At 36.9% G+C, this 25,562-nt stretch carries 27 protein-coding genes; 25 read left to right on the top strand and 2 right to left on the bottom strand.

The genetic code is table 11. The features are described 5' to 3' along the window. The first annotated feature begins 199 nt into the window (after positions 1-199). From dnaJ to BAQ46_RS09145, 24 genes are all read left to right on the top strand, one after another. On the top strand, positions 200-1,315 hold the full coding sequence (dnaJ, locus tag BAQ46_RS09270; protein ID WP_000043935.1) for a chaperone protein DnaJ: 1,116 nt from the start codon (positions 200-202) through the stop codon (positions 1,313-1,315). Positions 1,316-1,343: 28 nt separating this feature from the next. Continuing rightward, a complete protein-coding gene (gene prmA / locus BAQ46_RS09265) occupies positions 1,344-2,282 on the top strand; it encodes a 50S ribosomal protein L11 methyltransferase (RefSeq protein ID WP_000872108.1) in 939 nt (312 codons plus the stop codon). A gap of 144 nt (positions 2,283-2,426) precedes the next feature. Continuing rightward, positions 2,427-3,176: a 16S rRNA (uracil(1498)-N(3))-methyltransferase gene (locus BAQ46_RS09260; RefSeq protein WP_001190152.1), complete on the top strand. Its 750-nt coding sequence runs from the start codon at positions 2,427-2,429 to the stop codon at positions 3,174-3,176. Positions 3,177-3,182: 6 nt separating this feature from the next. Beyond that, a complete protein-coding gene (gene mtaB, locus BAQ46_RS09255) occupies positions 3,183-4,535 on the top strand; it encodes a tRNA (N(6)-L-threonylcarbamoyladenosine(37)-C(2))-methylthiotransferase MtaB (RefSeq protein WP_000108677.1) in 1,353 nt (450 codons plus the stop codon). Positions 4,536-4,929: 394 nt separating this feature from the next. After that, on the top strand, positions 4,930-5,103 hold the full coding sequence (gene rpsU, locus BAQ46_RS09250; protein WP_000048061.1) for a 30S ribosomal protein S21: 174 nt from the start codon (positions 4,930-4,932) through the stop codon (positions 5,101-5,103). A gap of 15 nt (positions 5,104-5,118) precedes the next feature. Further along, positions 5,119-5,562 carry a GatB/YqeY domain-containing protein gene (locus tag BAQ46_RS09245; protein WP_000054571.1) on the top strand — a complete coding sequence of 148 codons (444 nt, stop codon included), beginning with the start codon at positions 5,119-5,121 and terminating at the stop codon, positions 5,560-5,562. A 107-nt stretch (positions 5,563-5,669) separates the two neighbouring features. Beyond that, the gene (gene yqfC / locus BAQ46_RS09240; protein WP_000732266.1) at positions 5,670-5,963 is read left to right on the top strand and encodes a sporulation protein YqfC; all 294 of its coding nucleotides are present in this window, start codon (positions 5,670-5,672) and stop codon (positions 5,961-5,963) included. A 296-nt stretch (positions 5,964-6,259) separates the two neighbouring features. Beyond that, positions 6,260-7,459: a sporulation protein YqfD gene (gene yqfD, locus BAQ46_RS09230; protein WP_000792485.1), complete on the top strand. Its 1,200-nt coding sequence runs from the start codon at positions 6,260-6,262 to the stop codon at positions 7,457-7,459. Between the two features lie 3 nt (positions 7,460-7,462). Beyond that, positions 7,463-8,422, top strand: coding sequence for a PhoH family protein (locus BAQ46_RS09225; protein ID WP_000840516.1), 960 nt, complete (start codon positions 7,463-7,465; stop codon positions 8,420-8,422). Positions 8,423-8,615: 193 nt separating this feature from the next. Further along, on the top strand, positions 8,616-10,760 hold the full coding sequence (locus BAQ46_RS09220; RefSeq protein ID WP_000946450.1) for an HD family phosphohydrolase: 2,145 nt from the start codon (positions 8,616-8,618) through the stop codon (positions 10,758-10,760). After that, complete coding sequence (gene ybeY, locus BAQ46_RS09215; protein WP_000054692.1) at positions 10,757-11,227, top strand: rRNA maturation RNase YbeY; 471 nt, start codon at positions 10,757-10,759, stop codon at positions 11,225-11,227. Before BAQ46_RS09220 ends, ybeY begins: the two co-directional genes overlap by 4 nt. Continuing rightward, positions 11,224-11,577 (top strand): diacylglycerol kinase family protein, encoded by a 354-nt coding sequence (locus tag BAQ46_RS09210; protein ID WP_000715482.1) that lies wholly within the window; start codon positions 11,224-11,226, stop codon positions 11,575-11,577. The genes ybeY and BAQ46_RS09210 overlap by 4 nt, the downstream gene beginning before the upstream one ends. A 99-nt stretch (positions 11,578-11,676) precedes the next feature. After that, the gene (locus tag BAQ46_RS09205) at positions 11,677-12,075 is read left to right on the top strand and encodes a cytidine deaminase (RefSeq protein ID WP_001014347.1); all 399 of its coding nucleotides are present in this window, start codon (positions 11,677-11,679) and stop codon (positions 12,073-12,075) included. After that, positions 12,068-12,973 carry a GTPase Era gene (gene era / locus BAQ46_RS09200; protein WP_001080241.1) on the top strand — a complete coding sequence of 302 codons (906 nt, stop codon included), beginning with the start codon at positions 12,068-12,070 and terminating at the stop codon, positions 12,971-12,973. The genes BAQ46_RS09205 and era overlap by 8 nt, the downstream gene beginning before the upstream one ends. A gap of 176 nt (positions 12,974-13,149) precedes the next feature. Beyond that, on the top strand, positions 13,150-13,293 hold the full coding sequence (locus BAQ46_RS09195; protein WP_000883924.1) for a YqzL family protein: 144 nt from the start codon (positions 13,150-13,152) through the stop codon (positions 13,291-13,293). A gap of 33 nt (positions 13,294-13,326) precedes the next feature. Beyond that, positions 13,327-14,073 (top strand): DNA repair protein RecO, encoded by a 747-nt coding sequence (gene recO, locus BAQ46_RS09190; RefSeq protein WP_000487010.1) that lies wholly within the window; start codon positions 13,327-13,329, stop codon positions 14,071-14,073. A 107-nt stretch (positions 14,074-14,180) separates the two neighbouring features. After that, complete coding sequence (gene ccpN / locus BAQ46_RS09185; protein ID WP_000583759.1) at positions 14,181-14,813, top strand: transcriptional regulator CcpN; 633 nt, start codon at positions 14,181-14,183, stop codon at positions 14,811-14,813. Positions 14,814-14,842: 29 nt separating this feature from the next. Next, a complete protein-coding gene (locus BAQ46_RS09180; RefSeq protein ID WP_000368943.1) occupies positions 14,843-15,655 on the top strand; it encodes a pyruvate, water dikinase regulatory protein in 813 nt (270 codons plus the stop codon). Positions 15,656-15,690: 35 nt separating this feature from the next. Continuing rightward, the gene (locus BAQ46_RS30415; RefSeq protein ID WP_154644226.1) at positions 15,691-15,834 is read left to right on the top strand and encodes a hypothetical protein; all 144 of its coding nucleotides are present in this window, start codon (positions 15,691-15,693) and stop codon (positions 15,832-15,834) included. Positions 15,835-16,506: 672 nt separating this feature from the next. Then, positions 16,507-18,303, top strand: coding sequence for a DNA primase (dnaG, locus tag BAQ46_RS09165; RefSeq protein ID WP_000528216.1), 1,797 nt, complete (start codon positions 16,507-16,509; stop codon positions 18,301-18,303). Between the two features lie 59 nt (positions 18,304-18,362). Then, the gene (gene rpoD / locus BAQ46_RS09160; protein WP_000764060.1) at positions 18,363-19,490 is read left to right on the top strand and encodes an RNA polymerase sigma factor RpoD; all 1,128 of its coding nucleotides are present in this window, start codon (positions 18,363-18,365) and stop codon (positions 19,488-19,490) included. Between the two features lie 385 nt (positions 19,491-19,875). After that, positions 19,876-20,232, top strand: a complete 357-nt coding sequence (gene cccA, locus BAQ46_RS09155; RefSeq protein WP_000828145.1) for a cytochrome c550 — start codon at positions 19,876-19,878, stop codon at positions 20,230-20,232. 165 nt (positions 20,233-20,397) lie between these two features. Beyond that, positions 20,398-21,105, top strand: coding sequence for a tRNA (adenine(22)-N(1))-methyltransferase (locus tag BAQ46_RS09150; RefSeq protein WP_001006536.1), 708 nt, complete (start codon positions 20,398-20,400; stop codon positions 21,103-21,105). Further along, the gene (locus tag BAQ46_RS09145) at positions 21,102-22,223 is read left to right on the top strand and encodes a Nif3-like dinuclear metal center hexameric protein (RefSeq protein WP_000036211.1); all 1,122 of its coding nucleotides are present in this window, start codon (positions 21,102-21,104) and stop codon (positions 22,221-22,223) included. The genes BAQ46_RS09150 and BAQ46_RS09145 overlap by 4 nt, the downstream gene beginning before the upstream one ends. A gap of 41 nt (positions 22,224-22,264) precedes the next feature. Here the strand turns inward: BAQ46_RS09145 and BAQ46_RS09140 are convergent, their stop codons facing one another. Both BAQ46_RS09140 and vrrA read right to left on the bottom strand, forming a co-directional pair. Further along, complete coding sequence (locus BAQ46_RS09140) at positions 22,265-23,215, bottom strand: 4-hydroxy-3-methylbut-2-enyl diphosphate reductase (RefSeq protein ID WP_000706669.1); 951 nt, start codon at positions 23,213-23,215, stop codon at positions 22,265-22,267. Positions 23,216-23,304: 89 nt separating this feature from the next. After that, positions 23,305-24,042, bottom strand: coding sequence for a VrrA/YqfQ family protein (vrrA, locus tag BAQ46_RS09135; RefSeq protein WP_071741846.1), 738 nt, complete (start codon positions 24,040-24,042; stop codon positions 23,305-23,307). 180 nt (positions 24,043-24,222) lie between these two features. Between vrrA and BAQ46_RS09130 the strand changes: the two genes are divergently transcribed. Continuing rightward, on the top strand, positions 24,223-25,533 hold the full coding sequence (locus BAQ46_RS09130; RefSeq protein WP_000194027.1) for a DEAD/DEAH box helicase: 1,311 nt from the start codon (positions 24,223-24,225) through the stop codon (positions 25,531-25,533). The last annotated feature ends 29 nt before the right edge of the window (positions 25,534-25,562 follow it).

Below are 25,562 nucleotides of genomic sequence, written 5' to 3'. Positions count from 1 at the left end.
CTTTAAACATAATAAGTAAGATGACAAAAAGTCAAAGTCAAGCGTGCCTTGGCTTTGGCTTTTTTCACGAATGAGAAGGAATGTGTGAGGGTCTTAAGTTTTTTACTTTGCATACTGTAAGTGAGGAAACTTTGTTGCAAAGCACTTTCTTTCGGTGTTAAAATTACGTTTATGTGAAAGATTCGGGGGTTGTAAATTTATGAGTAAACGAGATTATTATGAGGTCCTTGGACTTAGCAAGGGTGCTTCAAAAGATGAAATAAAAAAAGCGTATCGTCGTTTGGCTAAAAAATACCATCCAGACGTAAGTAAAGAAGAAAATGCAATTGAAAAGTTTAAAGAAGTACAAGAAGCATACGAAGTATTAAGCGACGATCAAAAGCGTGCGCAATATGATCAATTTGGTCATGCTGGTGCTAATCAAGGCTTCGGCGGCTTTGGCGGCGGAGGAGACTTCGGTGGTGGCTTCGGTTTTGAAGATATCTTTAGTTCATTCTTTGGCGGCGGTGGCGGCAGACGTCGTGATCCAAATGCTCCGCGCCAAGGTGCTGACTTACAATATCAAGTCACTTTAGATTTTGAAGAAGCTATTTTTGGTAAAGAGTTAAATGTTGAGATTCCAGTAGAAGATCCATGTGATACTTGTAAAGGTAGTGGGGCAAAACCAGGAACTTCAAAAGAAACATGTAAACATTGCTCAGGATCAGGGCAAGTAAGTGTAGAACAAAATACACCATTTGGTCGTATCGTAAACCGTCAAGCTTGCGGTCATTGTTCAGGAACTGGGCAAATCATTAAAGAAAAATGTACGACATGCCACGGTTCTGGTAAAGTTCGTAAACGTAAAAAAATCAATGTTAAAATTCCAGCAGGTATCGATAATGGTCAACAAATCCGCGTATCTGGAAAAGGTGAAGCGGGCGTAAATGGCGGCCCAGCAGGAGATTTATATGTTGTTGTTCATGTAAGAAATCATGAATTCTTTGAGCGCGAAGGAGATCACATTATTTGCGAAATGCCATTAACATTTGCGCAAATGGCACTTGGTGATGAAGTAGAAGTTCCTACTGTTCATGGTAAAGTGAAGCTGAAAATTCCAGCAGGAACACAAACAGGAACAGAATTCCGCCTAAAAGGAAAGGGTGCTCCGAACGTACGTGGATACGGTCAAGGAGATCAATATGTAGTCGTGCGTGTTGTTGTACCGACGAAATTAACTTCACAGCAAAAAGATTTATTGCGTGAATTTGCAGGACAAGAAGAGCAGGATGATAGTTTATTCGGAAAGCTTAAACGTGCTTTCAAAGGGGAATAATGGAAATAAAAAATGGAGTTGGTAAATTGTGAAATGGTCAGAAATTAGTATTCATACAACAGAAGAAGCAGTAGAAGCTGTCTCTCATATTTTACATGAAGCTGGTGCTAGTGGAGTTGCGATTGAGGACCCAGCGGAGTTGACGAAAGAGCGCGAGCAACAATATGGTGAAATTTATGCATTGAACCCAGATGAGTATCCGGCAGAAGGTGTGTTAATAAAAGCATATTTCCCGCAAACGGATTCTTTACATGAAACAATTGCAGGTGTAAAATCATCTATTGATGTGCTTCCATCTTACGACATCGAAATTGGTACTGGAAATATTACCGTTAACGAAGTCAATGAAGAAGATTGGGCTACTGCTTGGAAAAAATATTACCATCCAGTACAAATTTCTGATACATTCACAATTGTACCGACTTGGGAAGAATATACACCATCTTCTCCGGAAGAAAAAATTATTGAATTAGATCCAGGTATGGCGTTTGGGACAGGAACTCATCCAACAACAACGATGTGTATCCGTGCTTTAGAAAAAACAGTACAGCCAGGTAACACAATCATTGATGTAGGAACAGGTTCTGGTGTGCTGAGTATTGCAGCAGCAAAACTAGGTGCGTCTTCTGTTCAAGCATATGATTTAGATCCGGTTGCGGTTGAAAGTGCAGAAATGAATGTACGTTTAAATAAAACAGATGATATCGTGACTGTTGGACAAAATAGTCTTTTAGAGGGTATTGAAGGTCCTGTTGATTTAATCGTAGCTAACTTATTAGCAGAAATTATTCTTTTATTCCCTGAAGATGCAGCAAGAGTTGTGAAGTCAGGCGGATTATTTATTACATCGGGCATTATTGCTGCAAAGGAAAAAGTAATTTCTGAAGCGCTAGAAAAAGCTGGATTTACAATTGAAGAAGTGTTGCGAATGGAAGATTGGGTAGCAATTATTGCACGAAATGCGTAATGTAGATTTTAGTTTATAATGAAAAGGGGAGTCTCTCACTATAAGGTGAGGGACTTGCCGTTTGTTATATGAAAAATGATAACGTTTCGTTCTTTTCGTAAGTATTGGCTTACGAAAGGAACGAAACTCTACTAAGGTGATTATATGCAACGTTATTTTGTAGAAGAGAAATATGTAAATGAGACAAGTATTCGCATTGTAGGTGATGACGTACATCATATAGCAAGAGTGATGCGTATGTCAGCTGGTGATCACATTTATTGCTGTGTAAACGGAAAAACAGCCGTATGTTCAATTGATGAAATTACCAGTGAATTTATTCATACGGCTATTGTAGAATGGGTAGAGACGTCAAGTGAACTTCCTGTTTTCGTGACGATTGCAAGTGGACTGCCGAAAGGAGACAAGCTAGAGTTAATTTTTCAAAAAGGAACTGAGCTTGGGGCAGCTGCATTCTTACCATTTCAAGCATCTCGCTCTATCGTAAAATGGGATGCGAAAAAAGCTGATAAAAAAGTTGAGCGTTTAAGAAAAATTGTGAAAGAAGCTGCGGAACAATCACATAGAAGTGAAATTCCAGAAGTACACACCCCAGCATCGTTTAAACAATTGCTGTCAATGAGTGGTGAGTATGATGTTTGCCTTGTTGCTTACGAAGAGGAAGCGAAACAAGGCGAGAAATCTAATTTTGCGAAAGCTTTAACGATGATGAAACCAGGTCAAAAGCTATTGATTGTATTTGGCCCAGAAGGCGGTTTAGCTGAGGAAGAGATTACAGCGCTTCGTGAACATAAATTTGTACCATGTAGTTTAGGACCAAGAATTTTAAGAACAGAAACGGCGCCGTTATACGCGTTAAGTGCTGCTTCGTATCATTTTGAATTGATGGGGTGATGATCAATGTCAACTGTTGCGTTCCATACGTTAGGTTGTAAAGTAAACCACTATGAAACAGAAGCCATTTGGCAATTGTTTAAACAAGGTGGATATGAAAGAACTGAATATGAAAAGAAAGCTGATGTATATGTTATCAATACATGTACAGTAACAAATACGGGAGATAAGAAAAGTCGTCAAGTTATTAGACGTGCTGTTCGTCAAAACCCAGATGCGGTTATTTGTGTAACGGGATGTTATGCACAAACATCTCCAGCGGAAATTATGGCGATTCCAGGTGTAGATATTGTAGTTGGTACACAAGATCGTGAAAAGATGTTAGGATACATCGAAGAATTCCGTAAAGAGCGTCAGCCAATTAATGCTGTCCGCAACATTATGAAAACACGTGTATACGAAGAACTGGATGTACCTTACTTCACGGATCGTACACGTGCATCTTTAAAAATACAAGAAGGTTGTAATAACTTCTGTACATTCTGTATTATTCCTTGGGCGCGTGGTTTAATGCGTTCTCGCGATGGGAAAGAAGTTATTAAACAAGCGCAGCAATTAGTAGATGCAGGCTATAAGGAAATCGTATTAACAGGTATTCATACAGGTGGATACGGTGAAGATATTAAAGATTATAACTTAGCTGGATTACTTCGTGATATGGAAGCGGAAGTAGACGGATTAAAACGTCTTCGTATTTCTTCTATTGAAGCGAGTCAGATTTCAGATGAAGTAATTGAAGTGTTAGATAAGTCTGAAGTAGTTGTACGTCATTTACACATTCCGTTGCAATCTGGATCTAATACTGTATTAAAGCGTATGCGTCGTAAATATACGATGGAATTTTTCCAGGAGCGCTTAGATCGTTTGAAAGAAGCGTTACCAGGTCTTGCGATTACATCAGACGTAATCGTTGGTTTCCCAGGTGAAACAGAAGAAGAATTCATGGAAACATACAATTTCATTAAAGAGAATCGCTTCTCTGAGTTGCACGTATTCCCGTACTCAAAACGTACAGGAACACCTGCAGCGCGTATGGAAGATCAAGTTCCTGAAGATGTGAAGAATGATCGTGTTCACCGTTTAATTGAACTATCTAATCAATTAGCGAAAGAGTATGCATCACAGTTTGAAGGAGAAGTACTTGAAATTATTCCAGAAGAACAATTTAAAGAGGGCGACCGTGAAGGCCTATATGTAGGTTATACAGATAACTACTTGAAAATTGTATTTGAAGGATCAGAAGAATTAATCGGTAAATTAGTGAAAGTAAAAATCACAAAAGCTGGTTATCCATATAACGAAGCGCAATTTGTTCGTGTCCTTGAAGATGATGTGAAAAAGGAATCAGCAAGCGCATAAAGTGAAACTTTAATGAGCGTGGGATTCATTCCCCGCTCATTATTAGCCCGCACCAATCGGGATAAAAAAGCATGCAAACGGAAACGATTTGCATGCTTTCTTTTTTAGTGGAGAAGTTAAGTACTGAAAATGTACGAAATGAGTAGTTTTTCCGTACGTTTCTGCATGAAAAAAGGTATAATGACAAAAATATAGTTGCCTTCAGGGGAAAAGATAACAGCTATCTGCATAGTTTTTGAAAAAGGAAGAGCATCTATTCTTCTTTTATTCTGTCAAATAGTTGACCTGAAGTGATAAAATGTATTATAATCGTAAAAGACATGCTGAAGAAGTGTTTCTTTTTGCATGCTGGAGTTAGTATGTAAGTGTGATGTTTCGGAGGGAGGGAAAGAGAATGTCAAAAACAGTCGTTCGTAAAAACGAGTCTTTGGAGGATGCACTTCGCCGTTTTAAAAGATCGGTTTCTAAAACTGGTACACTTGCTGAAGCAAGAAAGCGCGAGTTTTATGAAAAACCAAGTGTAAAACGTAAGAAGAAATCTGAAGCGGCAAGAAAGCGTAAATTCTAAGAGAGGGTGTAAGTTATGAGTCTTCTCGGTCGTTTAAACGATGATATGAAACAAGCGATGAAGAATAAACAAAAAGAAAAATTAACCGTCATTCGTATGGTTAAGGCTGCTTTACAAAATGAAGGTATTAAACTACAGCATACTCTTACTGAAGAAGAGGAACTAACAGTTTTAGCTCGTGAAGTAAAACAGCATAAGGACTCCCTCCTTGAATTTAAAAAAGCTGGTCGTGAAGACCTTGTTAATAAACTGCAAAGTGAAATTCAGATTTTAAGCGCATATTTGCCGGAGCAATTAACGGAAGAAGAGCTAGTTGATATAATCAAGCAAGTTATTTCTGAAGTTGGTGCGACGTCTAAAGCAGATATGGGTAAGGTGATGACTGCTGTTATGCCGAAAGTAAAAGGTAAAACAGATGGATCGCTTGTGAATAAGCTGGTTATCCAGCTATTAGCATAAAAAAACGTCTCATTTCGTATGAGACGTTTTTTTATGCTTTTTTCAGTTTGGACGTGATATTACAAGCTCTTTTTTCATACATATGGGATGAGAGGGGGTCTTTTGGGATGAAAAAATTAGAACAAATGAAGAATTGGTTAACGAAGCAAATAGACCTACCAGTGGATGTGCTAATGGATCTACCTCGGATCACGCTTGTTGGGCAAGTGCATATCTATATAGAAAATCATCGAGGTTTATTAGTGTTTTCAGATAAAGAAGTAAGATTGTTGTTAAAACATGGTCAGTTATTGATTAAGGGGCAGTCCTTTGTTATTAAAACAATCCTTCCGGAAGAACTTTTGCTTGAAGGGATAATTGAGCAAGTGACGTTTTTAGAAGACGAACAGAAAGAGAAGTAAGGGAAACTTCCGTATGTGAAGTTTTTCTTCTTTATTCTAATGATTTGTCCCTACTATTTAAGTTTATCCCGCTTTAATGGGCAGTAAGCCCCCGCCTCAAAATTCAGCGAAAGCAAAGAAGTTAGGTGGGGGTCGGGCTATCCATTAAAGTCCAATTGGTGAGGGCTGATTAAAGTCTCACTTTATCCCGCTATTTATGGAAAATAAAACTCTTTATTTCATTTTCGTACGAGCTATTTTGCTAATTAAAGTGAAAAGTAGTGTGTCTACTTTTGGAAAGGTAGTGAAGGTAGTAGATGAAAAATAAATGGTTTATAAAGTGGCTTGGATATGTGAAGGTACGAATTGAAGGTAGAGGAGCGGAGCGGTTTGTTAACGAATGTGTGCGTAGAAAATTATTAGTTTGGGACGTTAAGAAAATCGCCGATGAAACGTTAGTCTTTTGTATGCTATTACGAGATGTGAAAAAAATAAAGCCGATTTATAGAAAAAATGAGTGTAAACTATATTTTATTGGGCGTTACGGTTTTCCATTTTGGAATAAGCGCTTAATTAAAAATAGTGGATTCTTAATTGGTTTTTTAATTTTCTTCTTTGGTATGATTGCATTATCGAATATGGTTTGGAAAATTGAAATTACGGGAGCGAAACCTGAAACAGAATATATATTGATGAAAGAATTGGACAAAATGGGTATTAAAAAAGGAAAATTACAATTCCAAATGCCTAGTGTAGAAGATGTACAACGTCATTTGACGGACAATATTAATGCGATTACTTGGGCAGGACTAGAAGTAAGGGGAACGACGTACCATTTTAAAATTGTTGAAAAAAATGAGCCGAAAAAAGAAAAAGAACAGAGGCCGCAAAATTTAGTGGCAAAAAAAGAAGCGATTGTTACAAAAACATTTGTTGAAGTTGGAAAACCAGTCGTTTTAAAAAATGATCATGTAGAAAAAGGGCAGCTTCTCGTATCAGGGATATACGGTAATGAGGAGAGTCCAACCATTGTTTCGGCGAAAGGTATTGTATATGGAGAAACGTGGTACACATCTGAGGTGAATGTACCACTCAAGACGCAATTTCAAGTATATACTGGTAATACGTATAATGAGCATTACCTTACATTTGGGAGTACAAAAATAAAAATATGGGGATTTCAGCATGATAAGTATAAACGTTCTCGTACGGAAAGTGTAAAACATGATGTGAAATTATTTGGTTTTACACTGCCGATTGCATATGAAAAAGATGTAGTGCGAGAAGAGGAAGAGGCGAACCGAGAATATACAGAAAAACAGGCAATGAAAGTAGCGAAAGAAATGGCCGAAAAAGAACTAAAGAAAAAATTGGATGAACATGCTATGATTGTAAGTGATAAGATTTTGAGTAAAGAGGTTGAGGCGGATCAACTAAAAGTCACTTTGCATTATACTGTGATTGAAAATATTGCAGAGCCACAACCAATATCCGAATCCGATATTCAAGGAGACTGAGTAATGGCAGAACAATTAGTAGAAATGAACCAACAATTGGAAAATACTAACGAAGCAATCGCTCTTTTTGGAGTCAATGATGCTCATTTGAAAGTAATTGAACGGGAACTGAATGTATCAATCGTAACTAGAGGTGAAACTGTTCATGCATCTGGAGCAGTTGAAACTGTGACACTCGTAGAAAAAATCTTACAACAACTACTTGTTGTTATTCGAAAAGGTGTGTCAATTACAGAAAGAGATGTTGCGTATGCAATTCAGCTCGCACAACAAGGGAAAATTGCTCAATTTGAAGAGTTATATGAAGAAGAAATCTTTAAAACGGCAAAAGGTAAATCCATTCGTGTAAAAACGATGGGACAAAGAAGATATATTCATGCAATGAAGAAAAATGATATTGTATTTGGAATAGGACCTGCCGGGACTGGGAAAACATACTTAGCTGTAGTAATGGCTGTAAGAGCTTTAAAGCAAGGGTATGTAAAGAAAATCATTTTAACGAGACCGGCTGTAGAAGCTGGAGAAAGTTTAGGATTTTTACCAGGTGATTTGAAAGAGAAGGTAGATCCGTACTTACGTCCATTGTATGATGCTCTGCACGATATTCTTGGACAAGAATATACGCAGCGTATGATGGAGAGAGGTGTAATTGAAATCGCGCCTCTTGCTTATATGAGAGGACGTACGCTCGATGATTCATTTGTTATTTTAGATGAAGCGCAAAATACAACGGGTGCACAAATAAAAATGTTTTTAACTAGATTAGGTTTTAGTTCTAAAATGGTTATTACGGGGGACCCTTCACAAGTAGACTTACCAAAGGGGGTAAAATCAGGGCTTACGCTAGCCGCTAACATTTTATCTGGTGTATCAGGTCTTTCATTCATTACGTTAGAACAAACGGACGTTGTAAGGCATCCACTGGTACAACGTATTATTGAGGCATATGATAAAATGGAATGATCCTATTTGTCAGGATCATTTCTTTTTGTATTAAGGTTGGCGAACGGCATATTTTTTACTATCATAAAAGATAAGAGAAATAAACTATAGGTACTGGTGTATAAAAATGTTACCTAAAAGTATCGTTGGCTAGAAGAAATGAAAGCTATAAATAGTTTCACTTTATTTCTAGAGAGGAGAAGGTATTGAAATCATGTTAAGATCTCAAGAAATTTCTAAGTGGTTTCGTAATTTACAACATTCGAAAAAACTAAGTTGGATTTCTTACGTTTTATTAGGAGCAGTGCTGTTTTTCGCACTTATGAATAATGTGAAACCAGAGCAATTAGATGTTGATATGTATTCTATTGCGAAAAAAACAATTCATTCTCCTATTAAAATTGAAGATAAGGTTATAACGGAAAGAAAAAAACAAGAGGCCGCTCAAAAAGTCGGGGATCAATATACATATAGAAGTGAATATAAACAAAATAGAGTAGATATTGTAAATGATGTTTTTGCTAAGGTGAATGAAGTAATTCAGGAGATGAAAGCTGCTGGACCTGAAGAGCAAAAAAAGATGACCGATGCGAATAAATTAGAAAAGTTGAAGAAGAAGTTGCCATCTAATTTAACGAAGGAATTATCGGATGAGAATTTATTATACTTTATTAATGCAGAACCGGATCAATTAGAATTAGCAAAGAATGCGGCTTTAACGTCTGTTAGCGTTATCATGGGTGGAAATATTAAAATGTCCGAAGAAATGGCAGCGAAAGAGCGATTTGTTAATGAAATGAAAAGCCTGAATGTGAATAGCGGATTGAAAGAAGCTGTGAATGCGCTAGGATCATATGCGATTACAGCAAATTATTTCTATGACCCGGCTGTAACGAAAGAGAAGAAGAAAGCAGAAGAAGATTTAGTTCCACCTGTTTATATTCTTCAAGGACAAGTTATTGTTAGAGAAGGTGAAACAATTTCAAGTGATATGTATAATCAGTTGAAATTAGTCGGTTTATTAGAAAAAGGTAATAGTTTTCAGCCTTATGTTGGATTAGCGGTGCTCATTGGTGTGTTACTATACTTTATGCATAAACAGTTTGAAGTATTTTTACAGCGGAAAAGAGAAGACAAACCGTACATTTTAGCGTATATTACAATTTTGTCTATCACGATTGTTTTAATGAAAATTATTAGTTTGTTTCAAAAGCTTGAATATGCAGGAATTGCGTATGTTGTCCCAGTTGCGATGGGAACGATACTTGTAAAACTAATGATTGGCGATCGATTTGTATTTTTAACAAGTATGATTTTTTCTGTGTGCGGAAGTATTATGTTTAATGAAGGAGTAACAAGTACACTAAATTATAGTGTAGGCATTTATGTGTTATTAAGTTCATTATCAGTGAGCATTTTCTTAAGAGAAAAAAATCGTCGTACGATGATTTTACAAGCTGGTATACTCGTTTCAATCTTAAATGTAGTCGTCTTGGCGGCGTTATTATTATTACGTAATGGGAATTTTTCGCCTCTTGAAATTGGTACCCAATTATTAATGGCTTCCCTTTCAGGAATTATCTCATCCGTTTTGGCTATGGGGATATTACCATATTTAGAAAGTGGACTTGGAATTGTATCAAGTATGAAGCTTATGGAATTATCAAGTCCGAATCATCCGCTGTTGCGTAGAATTTTATTAGAAGCGCCAGGGACATATCACCATAGTGTAATGGTAGCAAATCTTTCTGAGGCGGCTTGTGAAGCAGTTGGAGCAAATGGTGTATTAGCGCGTGTAGGGGCTTACTATCATGATGTAGGAAAAACAGTACAACCACAATTCTTTATTGAAAACCAGATGGGAATTGAAAATCCGCATGATAAATTAGATCCTGTGACGAGTAAAGATATTATCATTGCTCATGTAACCGATGGAGTAAAGATGCTTGAAGAATACCATATTCCGCAAGAAATTATCGATATTGCTGGACAACACCATGGTACAACGCTCCTGAAATATTTTTATTATAAGGCGATTAAAGAAGATAAAGAAAAATATACAGAAGAGATGTTCCGTTATCCGGGATCAAAAGCAACTTCTAAAGAATCGGCAATCGTTGGTATTGCGGATAGTGTTGAGGCAGCGGTACGTTCTATGAATCACCCAACGCCAGATCAAATTAATAATTTAGTACAAAGTATTATTAAAGATCGCCTGCAAGATGGGCAATTTAGTGAATGTGATTTGACATTTAAGGAACTACAAATCGTTGGAAAAACGTTATGTGAAACGTTAAATGGTATTTTCCATTCGCGTATTACATATCCGGAACCACCGGAAGATAAGGAGAAAGAATGAGTTTATTAATTGATTTCATTGATGAAACAGAAGAAGTGAAAGAAGAGTATGTGAATTTAATTCGTGAGATATTAGGAAAAGCAGCTCAAATGGAAAAAATAGAGGATGGTGCAGAGTTATCAGTAACATTTGTAGATAACGAACGCATTCGCGAGATTAATCGTGATTACCGAGATAAGGATCAGCCTACTGATGTCATTTCTTTTGCTATGGAAGAAATGGGAGAAGGAGAAATGGAAATTGTAGGTGTAGAGATGCCGCGTATGTTAGGTGATCTTATTATTTCTATTCCGAGAGCGAAAGAACAAGCTGAAGAGTATGGACATTCTTTTGATCGTGAACTTGGCTTTTTAGCGTTACATGGCTTTTTACATTTACTTGGTTATGACCACATGACAGAAGAGGATGAAAAAGAAATGTTCGGAAGACAAAAAGAAATTTTAGAAGCATTTGGATTAGGACGATGAAAAAAGGAAAACTTATAGATAGTTTTGGGTATGCTATAGTCGGTATATTCTTTTGTCTTCGTCATGAACGAAATATGAAAATTCATTATTTAGCCGCAGTTGTTGTTATATGCTGCGGCTTTTATTTCCATATTACAAAAGTAGAATGGATGGTATTACTTATTGTAATAGGAATTGTAATGAGTTTAGAGATGGTAAATACGGCTGTGGAAAAAACAGTAGATTTAGCGACTACCGATATACATCCTTTTGCGAAAGTCGCAAAGGATGTCGCGGCGGGAGCGGTTTTATTGTTCGCGATAATAGCCGTTATAATTGGTGCTATTATCTTTTTACCGTATGTGGTATAGTTGCATTCCAAAGCTTTTCTTAAGCTTTGAAGGTGCCGTAAAGGCCTTTAATAAGAGAGTGTATCTATTCACAGCTGTGAACAGGAAGGATGCGGGAATATGAATGGTCAACAATTAATTCAAGAAGCAATCGAAGCGCGTAAACAAGCGTACGTACCATATTCTAAATTTCAAGTAGGTGCAGCATTATTAACGCAGGATGGAAAAGTATATCGTGGATGTAATGTTGAGAATGCTTCATATGGCTTATGTAACTGTGCAGAAAGAACAGCTTTATTTAAGGCGGTTTCTGAAGGAGATAAAGAGTTTGTAGCTATCGCAATTGTGGCGGATACGAAGCGTCCAGTACCTCCTTGTGGAGCATGTCGACAAGTTATGGTAGAATTATGTAAACAGGATACGAAAGTATACCTATCAAATTTACATGGTGACGTTCAAGAGACAACAGTCGGGGAATTGTTACCAGGAGCATTTTTAGCGGAGGATTTACATGAATAGAAAAGGTTATAAATCAGGTTTTGTCTCTATTATTGGCAGACCGAATGTTGGAAAATCTACATTTTTAAATCGTATTATTGGTCAAAAAATTGCTATTATGAGTGACAAGCCACAAACAACTCGTAATAAAATTCAAGGTGTATATACAGAAAATGATTCACAAGTAATTTTTATTGATACACCAGGAATACATAAACCGAAACATAAACTAGGCGACTTCATGGTGAAGATGGCGCAAACGACATTAAAAGAAGTTGATATCGTTCTATTTATGGTGAATGCTGTTGAAGGCTTTGGTCGTGGTGAAGAATTCATCATCGAGAAGTTAAAAGAAACGAAACAACCAGTATTTTTAGTTATTAATAAAATTGACCAAGTTCACCCAGAACAATTATTAGAGCTAATTGATCAATATCGCAAATTACATGACTTTGCAGAAATCGTACCAATTTCTGCATTAGACGGTAATAACGTAGAGGCCCTAATTGGTACAATTAAAAAGTATTTACCGGAAGGACCACAATACTACCCAGATAATCAAGTAACGGATCATCCGGAGAGATTTATTATTGCAGAGCTTATTCGTGAGAAAGTACTACATTTAACACGTGAAGAAGTGCCGCATTCTGTAGCTGTTGTTATCGATGCAATTCAAAAACGTGAGGGCGGGGCAGTTTATATTAATGCAACGATTGTTGTGGAACGTCCGTCGCAAAAAGGGATTATTATCGGAAAACAAGGGAAGATGTTAAAAGAAGTCGGTAAGCGAGCTCGTTTTGATATTGAAGCATTACTTGGTTCTAAAGTATTTTTAGAAGTATGGGTAAAAGTGCAAAAAGATTGGCGTAATAAAATGTCTCAGCTTCGTGACCTTGGTTTCCGCGAAGACGAGTATTAAAATAGAGTAAAGCTGTAATCAGCGGATGTTTTGTTCATCCGCTGATTATTGGTTTTTACGAGTTTTGATAAATTAGGAAAAATTTTTCTCACATGAAAATGGACAAAATGGGTCAATTTAATAACAACAAAGGAAATTGGTTTATAGGCTACGCTTATTGAGAAAGGTGGATTCTTATGCTAGATTTTACCTGGAAGTTTTTCTCCAAAACAGGAAGCATTGAGACGTATTTGCTTTTGAAAGAAATGGAAAAAGACGTAAACGATGAGATGGATCAACATGAAGAGGAGCTAGCGCATCTAGACTCTCCAATTTCTTGACCCGTTTTGTTCAAACCTTGGATGGTGACGAACATGTTTCAAAAAGTTGAGGGCATCGTTATCCGTACGACAGATTACGGAGAAACGAACAAGATTGTTACAATATTCTCAAGAGAATTGGGTAAGGTAAGTGCAATGGCAAGAGGAGCGAAAAAACCGAAAAGCCGGTTAGCATCTGTTTCGCAACTTATGACACATGGTCATTTTCTTATTCAAATGGGATCTGGACTTGGAACTTTGCAACAAGGCGAGATTATTTCAACTATGAAAGAAATTCGCGAGGATATATTTTTAACTGCTTATGCATCATTTATTGTTGAGTTAACTGATAAAGCAACAGAAGATAAAAAACATAATCCATATTTATTTGAAATGTTATATCAAACGTTGCATTATATGTGTGAGGGTGTTGATCCAGAAGTATTATCATTAATTTATCAAACGAAAATGCTTCCGGTATTAGGGATGCGCCCGTACTTTGATACATGTGCGATTTGTCATCAAGAAACAGATTTTGTCGCCTTCTCTGTTAGGGAGGGCGGTTTTCTGTGCTCACGTCATGCTGAGCAAGATCAGTATCGTATACCAGTGGGGGAAGCCGTTCATAAATTATTACGTCTTTTCTACCACTTCGATTTACATAGACTTGGCAATGTATCAGTGAAGGATAGCACAAAAAAACAAATGCGTTTAGTATTGAATACATATTATGATGAATATTGCGGGATTTATTTGAAATCAAGACGTTTCTTAGAACAACTTGATAAGTTTCAAATATAATTTGGGGCCGTATACGGTCCTTTTTACATCCTTTCTTTTTCGAATAGCATATTTAGTATATAATATTTAAGAGATAGTATAACTTTTTTCGTTGTGCATTAAAGGTGGTGATTATCATAGAGCTGAATAAACGGCAAGAACATATCATTCAGATTGTAAAAGATCACGGTCCTATTACAGGGGAGTCAATTGCTGCGCAATTGGGATTAACACGTGCAACGCTAAGACCAGACTTAGCAATTTTAACGATGGCTGGTTATTTAGAAGCACGTCCACGCGTAGGTTATTTTTATACGGGTAAAACTGGGGGGCAGTTATTATCTGAAGCTGTTAAGAAAATTAAAGTACAAGATTATCAATCTAGACCGGTTGTAATTGATAAAAATGTATCGGTATACGATGCGATTTGTACTATGTTTTTAGAGGATGTAGGTACATTATTCGTTGTAGATCAATCGACTCTATTAGTAGGCGTTGTATCTCGTAAAGATTTATTACGAGCTAGCTTAGGGAAGCAGGATTTAACCTCACTTCCGGTTAATATTATCATGACAAGGATGCCAAACATTGCGATGTGTCGTAGAGAAGATTCTTTATATGATATTGCGATGGAATTAATAGAAAGACAGATTGATGCGATGCCAGTTGTAAAAGATACGAAACAAGGTTTAGAAGTGGTTGGACGAATTACAAAAACAAATATTACACGTGCGTTTGTAAACTTAGTAAATAACGAATAAGTGTAATTTGTTTAAAGTGAGGTAATGTAATGGATAATAAAATCGTATATGTCGTATCTGACTCTGTAGGAGAAACGGCTGATTTGGTTGTTCGAGCAGCAATGGGGCAATTCCCATTTGCTCCTGATATTAGACGTGTGCCGTATGTAGAAGATACAGGGACATTAAAAGAAGTGATTTCGATTGCTAAGAGCAATCAAGCACTTATTTGTTTTACGTTAGTAAAGCCTGACATGCGCCAATATTTAGTGACAGAGGCTGCAAAAGAAGGTGTAGAGGCATATGATATTATTGGTCCTCTAATCGATCAAATTGAAGAAATTACCGGGCAAGTGCCTAGATATGAGCCTGGTGTTGTTCGTAGGTTAGATGAAGAATACTTTAAAAAGATTGAAGCGATTGAGTTTGCTGTGAAGTATGATGATGGTAGAGATGCACGGGGTATTTTAAAAGCAGATATCGTGTTAATTGGGATTTCGCGCACATCAAAAACACCACTTTCTCAATATTTAGCTCATAACAAACGTTTGAAAGTTGCCAACGTACCACTAGTACCAGAAGTAGATCCGCCTGAAGAATTATATCAAGTGGCTAAAGAAAAATGCTTTGGTTTGAAAATTACGCCAGAGAAGTTAAATCATATTCGAAAAGAGCGATTGAAATCACTTGGACTAAGTGATGGAGCAACATATGCCAATATTAATCGTATTAAAGAAGAGATTGATCACTTTGAGAATGTAGTTAGTAAAATAAATTGTCAAGTAATTGATGTATCGAACAAAGCGATTGAAGAAACAGCTAACATTATTGTGAATGCAGTGCAAAACCAAAAAATGTTTTAGCACATTTACCAAAGGTGAATGTGCTTTTTTCGCTCGTGAGAAACACAGTGCCTGCTGATTTCGTAATAGATGATAGCGAAGTGGTTATGCTTATATTTTTCGGTCTTTTTATTATGCTAAAGGTAGGGTTTCGCTATCCTGAAATAGAAGATGAAAAAATAAAGGGATATGTAGCGTAGTTGAAGAAAATATATTATAATAAAAAATTGTGATAAAAACCTATATTTTACGTTTAGACTTTAATTTTTCAGAATAAACTAGGGATAGGATTTAAGAAATGACATGTAATTACGTTAAATCGACAAAATCTATACAAGAAAACGCACATTATGGAAGGATTCGCAGAAGGGATGTAGAATACAGAAATATGCAAAACATCAATATGGTATGAGTTGATGCAGATGCATATACTGTGAAGGCTGACAATTGTGCGAGCTGGAACGAAATTTCATGTCAAAATTTTGTTTGTCACATCGTATGCTCATCGTTTAAGGAAGCAGCGAGGGAATTTGGATCTATGTAGATGCTGAATAAGCAAAAGTTGATTTCTTTATATGTATCAACATGCAAAAAACAGATCTCGTGATCACATAGGATATGATGCTTGCTAGTCTTCTTATGAAAAAGTGCATATGTATTGTCTCCATGAGGTACATTTGTAATAGATGAGCAAATGGATACAATTTTATATAGTAGGTACGTATCTGCGAAGTTACGCAGAAAAGGGTCTGCAAAATCGCTTGATAACGTGATCGACAACATTTTCTAATAAGTTTAGAAAAAATATTGTCGAATTATAAAGGAATTTTTTAATTTATATCGAATACAAAATACGACACGGAGATGGAGTTATGGGGAACAGAATTCCTGAAGAAGTTGTTGAACAAATTCGGACATCATCCGATATTGTCGAAGTGATTGGTGAATACGTTCAACTTAGAAAACAGGGACGTAACTATTTCGGCCTTTGTCCGTTTCATGGTGAGAATTCTCCTTCATTCTCTGTTTCATCTGACAAGCAAATTTTTCATTGCTTCGGATGTGGAGAAGGTGGAAATGTATTTTCCTTTCTAATGAAAATGGAAGGACTGGCTTTTACCGAAGCTGTTCAAAAGCTAGGTGAAAGAAATGGAATTGCGGTTGCAGAGTATACATCAGGGCAAGGACAACAAGAAGACATATCTGATGACACTGTCATCATGCAACAGGCTCATGAACTTTTGAAAAAGTATTATCATCATTTATTAGTAAATACAGAAGAAGGAAATGAAGCACTTTCGTATTTGTTAAAACGTGGTATTACAAAAGAGATGATTGAGAAGTTTGAAATTGGTTATGCGTCACCTGCTTGGGATGCAGCAACGAAAATCTTACAAAAAAGAGGTTTATCGCTATCAAGTATGGAACAAGCTGGTCTTCTCATAAGAAGCGAGAAGGATGGTAGTCATTATGATCGCTTCCGTGGAAGAGTTATGTTTCCAATCTATACGTTACAAGGTAAAGTGATAGCGTTTAGTGGAAGGGCATTAGGAGATGACACTCCGAAATATTTAAATAGCCCAGAAACACCAATTTTTCACAAAAGTAAATTGTTGTATAACTTCCACCAAGCGAGGCCGTTTATTAGAAAACGTGGGCAAGTGGTCCTTTTTGAAGGGTATGCTGACGTACTAGCTGCGGTAAAAAGTGGTGTGGAAGAAGCTGTTGCGACAATGGGAACAGCTTTAACTGAAGAACAAGCAAAACTTCTGCGACGTAACGTTGAAACTGTTGTTCTTTGCTATGATGGTGATAAAGCAGGGCGAGAAGCGACGATGAAAGCAGGGCAATTATTGTTGCAAGTTGGTTGCCAAGTGAAAGTTACATCCTTGCCAGATAAGCTTGATCCTGATGAATATGTGCAACAATATGGGACAACTGCTTTTGAAAATCTTGTGAAATCAAGTATAAGTTTTGTTGGTTTTAAAATAAATTATTTGCGTTTAGGGAAAAATTTGCAAGATGAGTCGGGCAAAGAAGAGTATGTGAAAAGTGTTTTAAAAGAGTTATCGTTGTTACAGGATGCGATGCAGGCAGAATCATATTTGAAGTCATTATCGCAAGAATTTTCGTATTCAATGGAAACACTTTTGAATCAATTGCACCAATATCGCAAAGAACAAAAGGTACAGCAAAAACAAGTAAAGCAGGTTTCTAAGCCGTCTCAAATTGTTCAAACAAAACCGAAGTTAACAGGTTTTGAAAGGGCAGAAAGAGAAATTATTTACCATATGTTGCAAAGTCCAGAAGTGGCCGTTCGTATGGAATCCCACATAGAAGATTTTCATACAGAAGAACATAAAGGGATTTTATATGAACTATACGCATATTATGAAAAGGGAAATGAACCTTCAGTCGGAACATTTTTAAGTTGGCTCTCTGATGAAAAGTTGAAAAATATTATTACTGATATTTCGACGGATGAATTTATTAATCCAGAATACACAGAAGAAGTGTTACAAGGCCATTTGGAGACGCTTAGACGTCATCAAGAAAAACTTGAAAAGATGGAAATCATCTTCAAGATAAAACAAATGGAAAAAACAGATCCTGTAGAGGCTGCTAAATATTATGTAGCATATTTACAAAATCAAAAAGCGAGAAAATAGCTTTTTTGATAAATTTTTAGTATAATGAATGTTTGTATCTCGCGTAAGGAGGGGAACAGATGGCTGACAAACCAGCTCGTTCTAAACAAATTGAAACTGAAATGACCCTTGAGCAAGTGAAAGAACAACTCACTGAGCTCGGAAAAAAACGTGGCGTTCTTACATATGAAGAGATTGCAGAACGCATGAATGGATTTGAAATTGAATCCGATCAAATGGATGAATACTATGAATATTTAGGTGAACAAGGGATTGACTTAGTTGGCGACAATGACAACGACGAAGGCCCTAATAATCGCCAAATAGCAAAATCGGAAGAAGAATTCGACCTCAATGATTTAAGTGTACCACCAGGGGTTAAAATCAACGATCCTGTTCGTATGTATTTAAAAGAAATTGGTCGTGTAGATTTACTATCTGCAGAAGAAGAAATTCGACTTGCAACGCGTATTGAAGAAGGCGATGAAGAAGCGAAACGTCGTCTTGCAGAAGCAAACTTACGTCTTGTAGTAAGTATTGCAAAGCGCTACGTGGGCCGTGGTATGCTTTTCTTAGACTTAATCCAAGAAGGGAATATGGGTCTAATTAAAGCGGTTGAAAAGTTCGATTATCGTAAAGGTTTCAAATTTAGTACGTATGCAACTTGGTGGATTCGCCAAGCAATTACACGTGCGATTGCAGACCAAGCAAGAACAATTCGTATCCCAGTTCATATGGTTGAAACGATTAATAAGTTAATTCGTGTACAACGTCAATTATTACAAGATTTAGGACGTGAACCATCTCCTGAAGAGATTGGTGAAGAAATGGATCTTGCTCCAGAAAAAGTACGTGAAATCTTGAAAATTGCACAGGAGCCAGTTTCTCTTGAAACACCGATTGGTGAAGAAGATGACTCCCATTTAGGTGATTTCATTGAAGACCAAGAAGCAACATCGCCTGCGGACCATGCAGCGTATGAATTGCTAAAAGAACAATTAGAAGATGTGTTAGATACACTAACAGATCGTGAAGAAAATGTTCTACGTCTTCGTTTTGGTTTAGATGATGGACGAACTCGTACGCTTGAAGAAGTTGGGAAAGTATTCGGCGTAACGAGAGAACGTATCCGTCAAATTGAAGCAAAAGCACTTCGTAAATTGAGACATCCAAGCCGTAGTAAGCGTCTTAAGGATTTCTTAGAATAGGCTACCTTTAAGTTTACTTCACTTTTGTGAAGTAAACTTTTTTATTTTGTTAATTTTTGTTAAACTTTAGCTGTCAGCAACGATTACAATTTCTTGTAATTTATTTTACAGAATTGTCTTTTGATTTGCAAATGCTCATTTTTCGATTTTTCGATTAATTTTGTTTATTCTATACAAAAATATATGTAGAAAAGTGAAAAATATGATGAGAAACGTTAATAATTATCGAAATAATAAGCGATATAACAATAAAAAACAATAAACTGAATTTATGGAATATTTTTAACGATTAGTAGTTTACTCTTTTCTGATAGAGCGTTTTCAAGTACAATGGAAATGACTGAATCATCTAACTATTTAGGGGTATAGAGGGGGGAGAAGAGATATGAAACGTAATCCGCTGATTCCGTTCGCTCTTATTGCAGCATTGGGTATTATCGTTATGTTTGTATTTTCATTTCAGGGGCTAAATAAATCTAAAGAGTTAGCTGATGCAAAAAATGGCGGGAAGCCAGCACAAACAGCATCCAAGCCAGAGGATATTGTGAAGCAAAGCTGTACGAGCTGCCACGGTGATCAGTTACAAGGGGCGGTAGGACCTAATTTACAAAAAATTGGTGGGAAACTTTCAAAGGATGAAATTAAAGAAATTCTTTCGAAAGGAAAAGGAAATATGCCACCGAATATAGTTCCAGCTGATCAAGCCGCTAAAGTAGCTGATTGGTTATCGAAGAAAAAATAAAGTTCCGTATGACAAGCCTTTTGCTTAAGCAAAAGGCTTGTTTTTCTATATTTTCTAAAATACGATGAATGATAGAGAAGTGAATTGTTGTTATAGGCTTGCAACAACTACTATAAATTCATTATCATGGAGACAGACTGACAAGAGAAGGAGTAATGGAAATACATGAATGAAGTAAAGCTTTCAAAACGATTAGAAGAAGTTGTGCGTGAAATACCAGTAGGATCTACAGTTGCCGATATTGGATCGGATCATGCGTATTTACCGTGTTATACAATTATAAATAATATTGCTACTAAAGCAGTTGCTGGAGAGGTTGTAGATGGACCATTTCGCTCTGCGCAGGCAACTGTAGCTGAAAGTGGCTTACAAGATAAAGTAGATGTGCGTAAAGGGAATGGATTAGCTGTTATCGCGCCAGGAGAAGTAGATGTAATTACGGTTGCCGGAATGGGCGGAGCGTTAATTCGTGATATTTTAGAAAGTGGTAAAGAAAAATTAGAAGGTGTAACACGTTTAATCTTACAGCCGAATATTGCAGCGCATCACATTCGTGAATGGTTTATTGCGAATGGATGGGAGCTTATCCATGAAAAAATCGTAAAAGAAGATGGGAAAATTTACGAGATTTTAGTAGGGGAGCGAGGAAATATCACGGTTCCTTACTCTGAAAATAAACAGGCTGAATTATTTATGGGACCATTTTTAATGAAAGAAAAAAGTGAAGCTTTCGTTGAAAAGTGGGAAGGAGAATTAAAAAACTTCCAAAATATTTTAAAGCAGTTAGAACGTGCGGCTGATTCTGAAGAAACAAAAGCGAAGCGTGCGGAAGTAGAAGCGAAAATGAAAATGATAGGGGAGGTTTTATCATGAGTAAAATTCCAAATGGCCATGAAATTATTTCGTTATTTGAAAGTATGTATCCGAAGCATTTGGCGATGGAAGGAGATAAGATTGGCTTGCAGATTGGAGCGCTTAATAAACCCGTGCAGCACGTATTAATTGCGTTAGATGTAACGGAAGAAGTTGTGGATGAAGCAATTCAATTAGGAGCGAATGTCATTATTGCGCATCATCCTTTAATTTTTAACCCGCTAAAAGCGATTCATACAGATAAGGCATATGGGAAAATTATTGAAAAGTGTATTAAAAATGATATTGCAATCTATGCCGCACATACAAATGTGGATGTTGCTAAGGGCGGGGTAAATGATTTACTTGCTGAGGCGTTAGGATTGCAAAATACAGAAGTTTTGGCACCGACATATGCAGAAGAAATGAAAAAAATTGTTGTGTTTGTGCCTGAAACTCATGCAGAAGAAGTACGAAAAGCATTAGGAGACGCAGGTGCTGGTCATATCGGCAATTATAGTCACTGTACGTTTAATAGCGAGGGTACAGGTACGTTTGTACCTCAAGAGGGGACAAATCCTTATATCGGGGAAACTGGACAGTTAGAGCGCGTAGAAGAAGTGCGGATCGAAACGATTATTCCAGCTTCATTACAACGAAAAGTGATTAAAGCAATGGTAACAGCACATCCATATGAAGAAGTAGCCTATGATGTGTATCCACTTGATAACAAAGGTGAAACGTTAGGGCTTGGAAAAATAGGGTATTTACAAGAAGAAATGACACTTGGACAGTTTGCGGAACATGTAAAGCAATCGTTAGATGTAAAGGGTGCGCGAGTTGTTGGGAAATTAGATGATAAAGTGCGCAAAGTAGCTGTACTTGGTGGCGATGGTAACAAATACATCAATCAAGCTAAATTTAAAGGTGCGGATGTATATGTAACAGGTGACATGTATTATCATGTTGCCCATGATGCGATGATGCTCGGTTTAAATATCGTCGACCCAGGACATAACGTTGAAAAGGTAATGAAGCAAGGTGTACAAAAGCAATTACAAGAAAAAGCAGATGCAAAGAAACTGAATGTACATATTCATGCTTCGCAGTTACATACAGATCCATTTACATTTGTATAAGAAAAATAAAAAACCGTTGCTCATATAGGCAACGGTTTTTATTATTGTTCTTTTTTCACTTTTACACGAGGTAATATTTTTTGTAACGGTACTTTTCGAACTCTTTCCCATGTAGCAGGATTCATTGGGTCATATTGCTCTAAGAAAGCGATAACCTCTTTTGTAATTGGTGTTGGAGTAGAAGCGCCTGCTGTAACAGCTACGTTCTCGACACCTTGTAGCCATTCTAATTTGATTTCACTTACGTCCGCAACGCGGTATGCTTTCGTACCAGCGATTTCTTGCGATACTTGTGCTAAACGGTTTGAGTTATTACTTTTCGGGTCACCAACAACAATTGTTAAGTCTGCAACATCAGCTTGTTTGGCAACCGCTTCTTGGCGAACTTGAGTTGCTAAACAAATTTCCTTATGGAACTCTGCTGTTGGGAATTTCTTCTGAATGTCCTCCATTAAATGTTGAACATCCCATTGACTCATCGTTGTTTGATTTGTAACTAAAATTTTATCCGTTGGAATTTCTAATGTTTTTAAATCATCGGCTCTTTCGATAAGATGAACGATGTCAGGTGCGATACCAACTGCGCCTTCTGGTTCTGGATGATTTTTTTTGCCAATATAAATGACATGGTAACCTTCAGCTTTCTTTGCTTCAATAAGGTCATGTGTTTTTGTAACATCTGGGCAAGTGGCATCGATTGTTGTTAAACCTTTTTCTTTTGCACGTTGTTTAACTTCTGGAGAAACACCGTGTGCAGTGAAAATAACAGTACCAGAATCGATTTTATCTAAAATGTCTAATCGACTTGGACCATCTAGTGTGATGATGCCATCTTCTTCGAACGCATCTGTTACATGTTTGTTGTGAACAATCATACCTAAAATATAAATAGGTCTTGGTAATGATGTATCTAATGCGGCGTTACGTGCAATAACCATCGCGTCCACAACACCGTAGCAATAACCACGAGGGGAAATTTTAACAATTTTCATACGAGTAATCCTCTCCTTCTAAACAAGGGATACTTTTGTGCATAGTCTTTTACATTATAAAGGAGGAGTGGATAGAAAACAAAGGATTGTTACACATATAGTTTTGGTTTTGTTGCTATTTTTTGAACAGGCTCCTCTCGTACTTCTTTTTCTATGACTGGCTCAATCACCATTTTTTTTCTTTTTCTTTTTTTGGATGGAGGATGTGGAGTTGCTACCTCAACCTTTTCTGTTACGTCTTCAGTTTGATCTTCGGTTGGATTTTCTTCCGTACTTTTTCCAGAGGTTAGAATTTTAACAATGCTTGGTAGGTTACGCATAATGGGACCGTACTGTTCGACGACAGGGCTTACAGATTGAACGACTTGTGATACTTTTTCGATATTATTTATCATATTAGTTGGATTCGAAATTAAATTCGAAAAAAAACTACCGATGCCGCTACTTGATGTGTCTGTAGTTGCTGCACCGCCGCGCGTGTCGTTTGATTCATACATTTGAGGAGGGATCATTTGCTCGGGATGCTGCTGCATGTATGGTTGATATTGCTGTTGATATTGCTGTTGATATTGCTGTTGATATTGTTGCTGATATTGCTGTCGATATTGAGGTGGCGGTTGCTGGTGCATCATTGGCGGTCCTTCCATTTGTCGATAAGGCGGAACCATTTGCATGAAAGCTTCGGTTGGATCGTGTTTTTTAAAGAGTTTAGCAAGAAATCCTTTCTTTTTTTGTGCCATCGGTGGTAGTTGTGGAATTGGATATGGTGTATAAGGTTGCTGCCCTGGATTCGGATACATTTGCCTCATGGGGGATTTTGGAAACATGTGAGAAATCCTCCTTTCTTCAGTTAGGTATATACACATACAATATGCAATAAGAGGGAAGAAGGTTAGTTTTTGAAGTAAAAACCTAAACTAAAGATGGATTTTACTTGTAGATTTCGATATAATGTAGACTTGACTGATTTGTGCGCGCAGTAGAAATTTAGAAAGAAGGTGTAACTTATGACACAACAAACTTTTACACAGTATGATTTTAAACCATTTTTAATAGATGCAGTTCGTGAACTACGCTTTACAGAGCCGACAGGAATTCAACAGAAAATTTTCCCGGTCGTGAAAAAAGGTGTAAGTGTAATTGGACAATCCCAAACAGGTTCTGGGAAAACACATGCATACTTACTTCCTACATTGAACAGAATTAACCCAGGTCGTGAAGAAGTACAACTTGTTATTACAGCGCCTACTCGTGAGTTAGCACAACAAATTTACGAAGAAATCGTGAAATTAACAAAGTTCTGTGCGGAAGATCAAATGATTACAGCACGTTGTTTAATTGGTGGAACTGATAAACAACGATCAATTGAAAAGTTGAAAAAACAACCTCATATTGTAGTTGGAACACCAGGACGTATTAAAGACTTAGTAGAAGAACAAGCACTGTTTGTTCATAAAGCAAATACAATTATTGTCGATGAAGCAGACTTAATGCTTGATATGGGATTCATTCATGATGTAGATAAGATTGCAGCACGCATGCCTAAAAACTTGCAAATGTTAGTTTTCTCTGCAACAATTCCTCAAAAACTAAAACCGTTTCTGAAGAAATACATGGAGAATCCAGAGCATATTCATATCAATCCAAAACAAGTTGCGGCTGGAAATATCGAGCATTATTTAGTGCCTTCTAAACATCGTAACAAAATTGATTTAGTGAAAAGAATGTTGCTACAATTTAAGCCGTATTTAGCAGTTGTTTTCACGAATACGAAGAAAATGGCAGATCAAGTTGCTGACGGATTAACGGAACGCGGCTTAAAAGTTGGACGAATTCACGGAGATTTATCACCTCGTGATCGTAAAAAAATGATGAAACAAATTCGTGACCTTGAATTCCAATATATTGTTGCAACTGATTTAGCAGCTCGTGGTATTGATATTGAAGGAATTAGTCATGTTATTAACTACGAACTTCCATCAGATTTAGATTTCTTCGTTCACCGAGTGGGAAGAACAGCACGTGCAGGCTATTCAGGTATTGCAGTGACGATTTATGATCCAGCAAACGAAGAAGCGTTAGATAGTTTAGAAAAACAACGTCATATCGAGTTTAAACATGTAGATTTACGTGGAGATGAGTGGGCAGATTTAGGTGAACGTCGTCGTCGTAAGAGCCGTAAAAAACCAAATGATGAACTTGATGTTATGGCAACGAAAGTTGTTAAAAAACCGAAAAAAGTAAAACCAAACTATAAACGTAAACTTGCAACAGAACGTGACAAAGTGAAAAGAAAATATAGCAATAAAAAAAGATAAGGGATTTCCCTTATCTTTTTTTATCCAGC

Origin of the sequence: Bacillus paranthracis, from assembly GCF_001883995.1 — a bacterium.
Lineage (GTDB): Bacteria > Bacillota > Bacilli > Bacillales > Bacillaceae_G > Bacillus_A > Bacillus_A paranthracis.
Note: the sequence above shows the minus strand (reverse complement) of the source record. Positions and strands in the feature narration are given on the sequence as shown.

Excerpts from the sequence above, each read along its gene's own strand:
- mtaB (WP_000108677.1), top strand. The coding sequence starts at position 3,183 with ATGTCAACTGTTGCGTTCCATACGTTAGGTTGTAAAGTAAACCACTAT.
- rpsU (WP_000048061.1), top strand. The coding sequence starts at position 4,930 with ATGTCAAAAACAGTCGTTCGTAAAAACGAGTCTTTGGAGGATGCACTT.
- BAQ46_RS09210 (WP_000715482.1), top strand. The coding sequence starts at position 11,224 with ATGAAAAAAGGAAAACTTATAGATAGTTTTGGGTATGCTATAGTCGGT.
- ybeY (WP_000054692.1), top strand. The coding sequence starts at position 10,757 with ATGAGTTTATTAATTGATTTCATTGATGAAACAGAAGAAGTGAAAGAA.
- dnaJ (WP_000043935.1), top strand. The coding sequence starts at position 200 with ATGAGTAAACGAGATTATTATGAGGTCCTTGGACTTAGCAAGGGTGCT.
- BAQ46_RS09220 (WP_000946450.1), top strand. The coding sequence starts at position 8,616 with ATGTTAAGATCTCAAGAAATTTCTAAGTGGTTTCGTAATTTACAACAT.
- recO (WP_000487010.1), top strand. The coding sequence starts at position 13,327 with ATGTTTCAAAAAGTTGAGGGCATCGTTATCCGTACGACAGATTACGGA.
- BAQ46_RS09150 (WP_001006536.1), top strand. The coding sequence starts at position 20,398 with ATGAATGAAGTAAAGCTTTCAAAACGATTAGAAGAAGTTGTGCGTGAA.
- BAQ46_RS09180 (WP_000368943.1), top strand. The coding sequence starts at position 14,843 with ATGGATAATAAAATCGTATATGTCGTATCTGACTCTGTAGGAGAAACG.
- BAQ46_RS09140 (WP_000706669.1), bottom strand. The coding sequence starts at position 23,215 with ATGAAAATTGTTAAAATTTCCCCTCGTGGTTATTGCTACGGTGTTGTG.
- dnaG (WP_000528216.1), top strand. The coding sequence starts at position 16,507 with ATGGGGAACAGAATTCCTGAAGAAGTTGTTGAACAAATTCGGACATCA.
- BAQ46_RS09260 (WP_001190152.1), top strand. The coding sequence starts at position 2,427 with ATGCAACGTTATTTTGTAGAAGAGAAATATGTAAATGAGACAAGTATT.
- rpoD (WP_000764060.1), top strand. The coding sequence starts at position 18,363 with ATGGCTGACAAACCAGCTCGTTCTAAACAAATTGAAACTGAAATGACC.
- era (WP_001080241.1), top strand. The coding sequence starts at position 12,068 with ATGAATAGAAAAGGTTATAAATCAGGTTTTGTCTCTATTATTGGCAGA.
- BAQ46_RS09245 (WP_000054571.1), top strand. The coding sequence starts at position 5,119 with ATGAGTCTTCTCGGTCGTTTAAACGATGATATGAAACAAGCGATGAAG.
- BAQ46_RS09225 (WP_000840516.1), top strand. The coding sequence starts at position 7,463 with ATGGCAGAACAATTAGTAGAAATGAACCAACAATTGGAAAATACTAAC.
- vrrA (WP_071741846.1), bottom strand. The coding sequence starts at position 24,042 with ATGTTTCCAAAATCCCCCATGAGGCAAATGTATCCGAATCCAGGGCAG.
- BAQ46_RS09195 (WP_000883924.1), top strand. The coding sequence starts at position 13,150 with ATGCTAGATTTTACCTGGAAGTTTTTCTCCAAAACAGGAAGCATTGAG.
- BAQ46_RS09145 (WP_000036211.1), top strand. The coding sequence starts at position 21,102 with ATGAGTAAAATTCCAAATGGCCATGAAATTATTTCGTTATTTGAAAGT.
- BAQ46_RS09205 (WP_001014347.1), top strand. The coding sequence starts at position 11,677 with ATGAATGGTCAACAATTAATTCAAGAAGCAATCGAAGCGCGTAAACAA.
- yqfD (WP_000792485.1), top strand. The coding sequence starts at position 6,260 with ATGAAAAATAAATGGTTTATAAAGTGGCTTGGATATGTGAAGGTACGA.
- BAQ46_RS09130 (WP_000194027.1), top strand. The coding sequence starts at position 24,223 with ATGACACAACAAACTTTTACACAGTATGATTTTAAACCATTTTTAATA.
- yqfC (WP_000732266.1), top strand. The coding sequence starts at position 5,670 with ATGAAAAAATTAGAACAAATGAAGAATTGGTTAACGAAGCAAATAGAC.
- cccA (WP_000828145.1), top strand. The coding sequence starts at position 19,876 with ATGAAACGTAATCCGCTGATTCCGTTCGCTCTTATTGCAGCATTGGGT.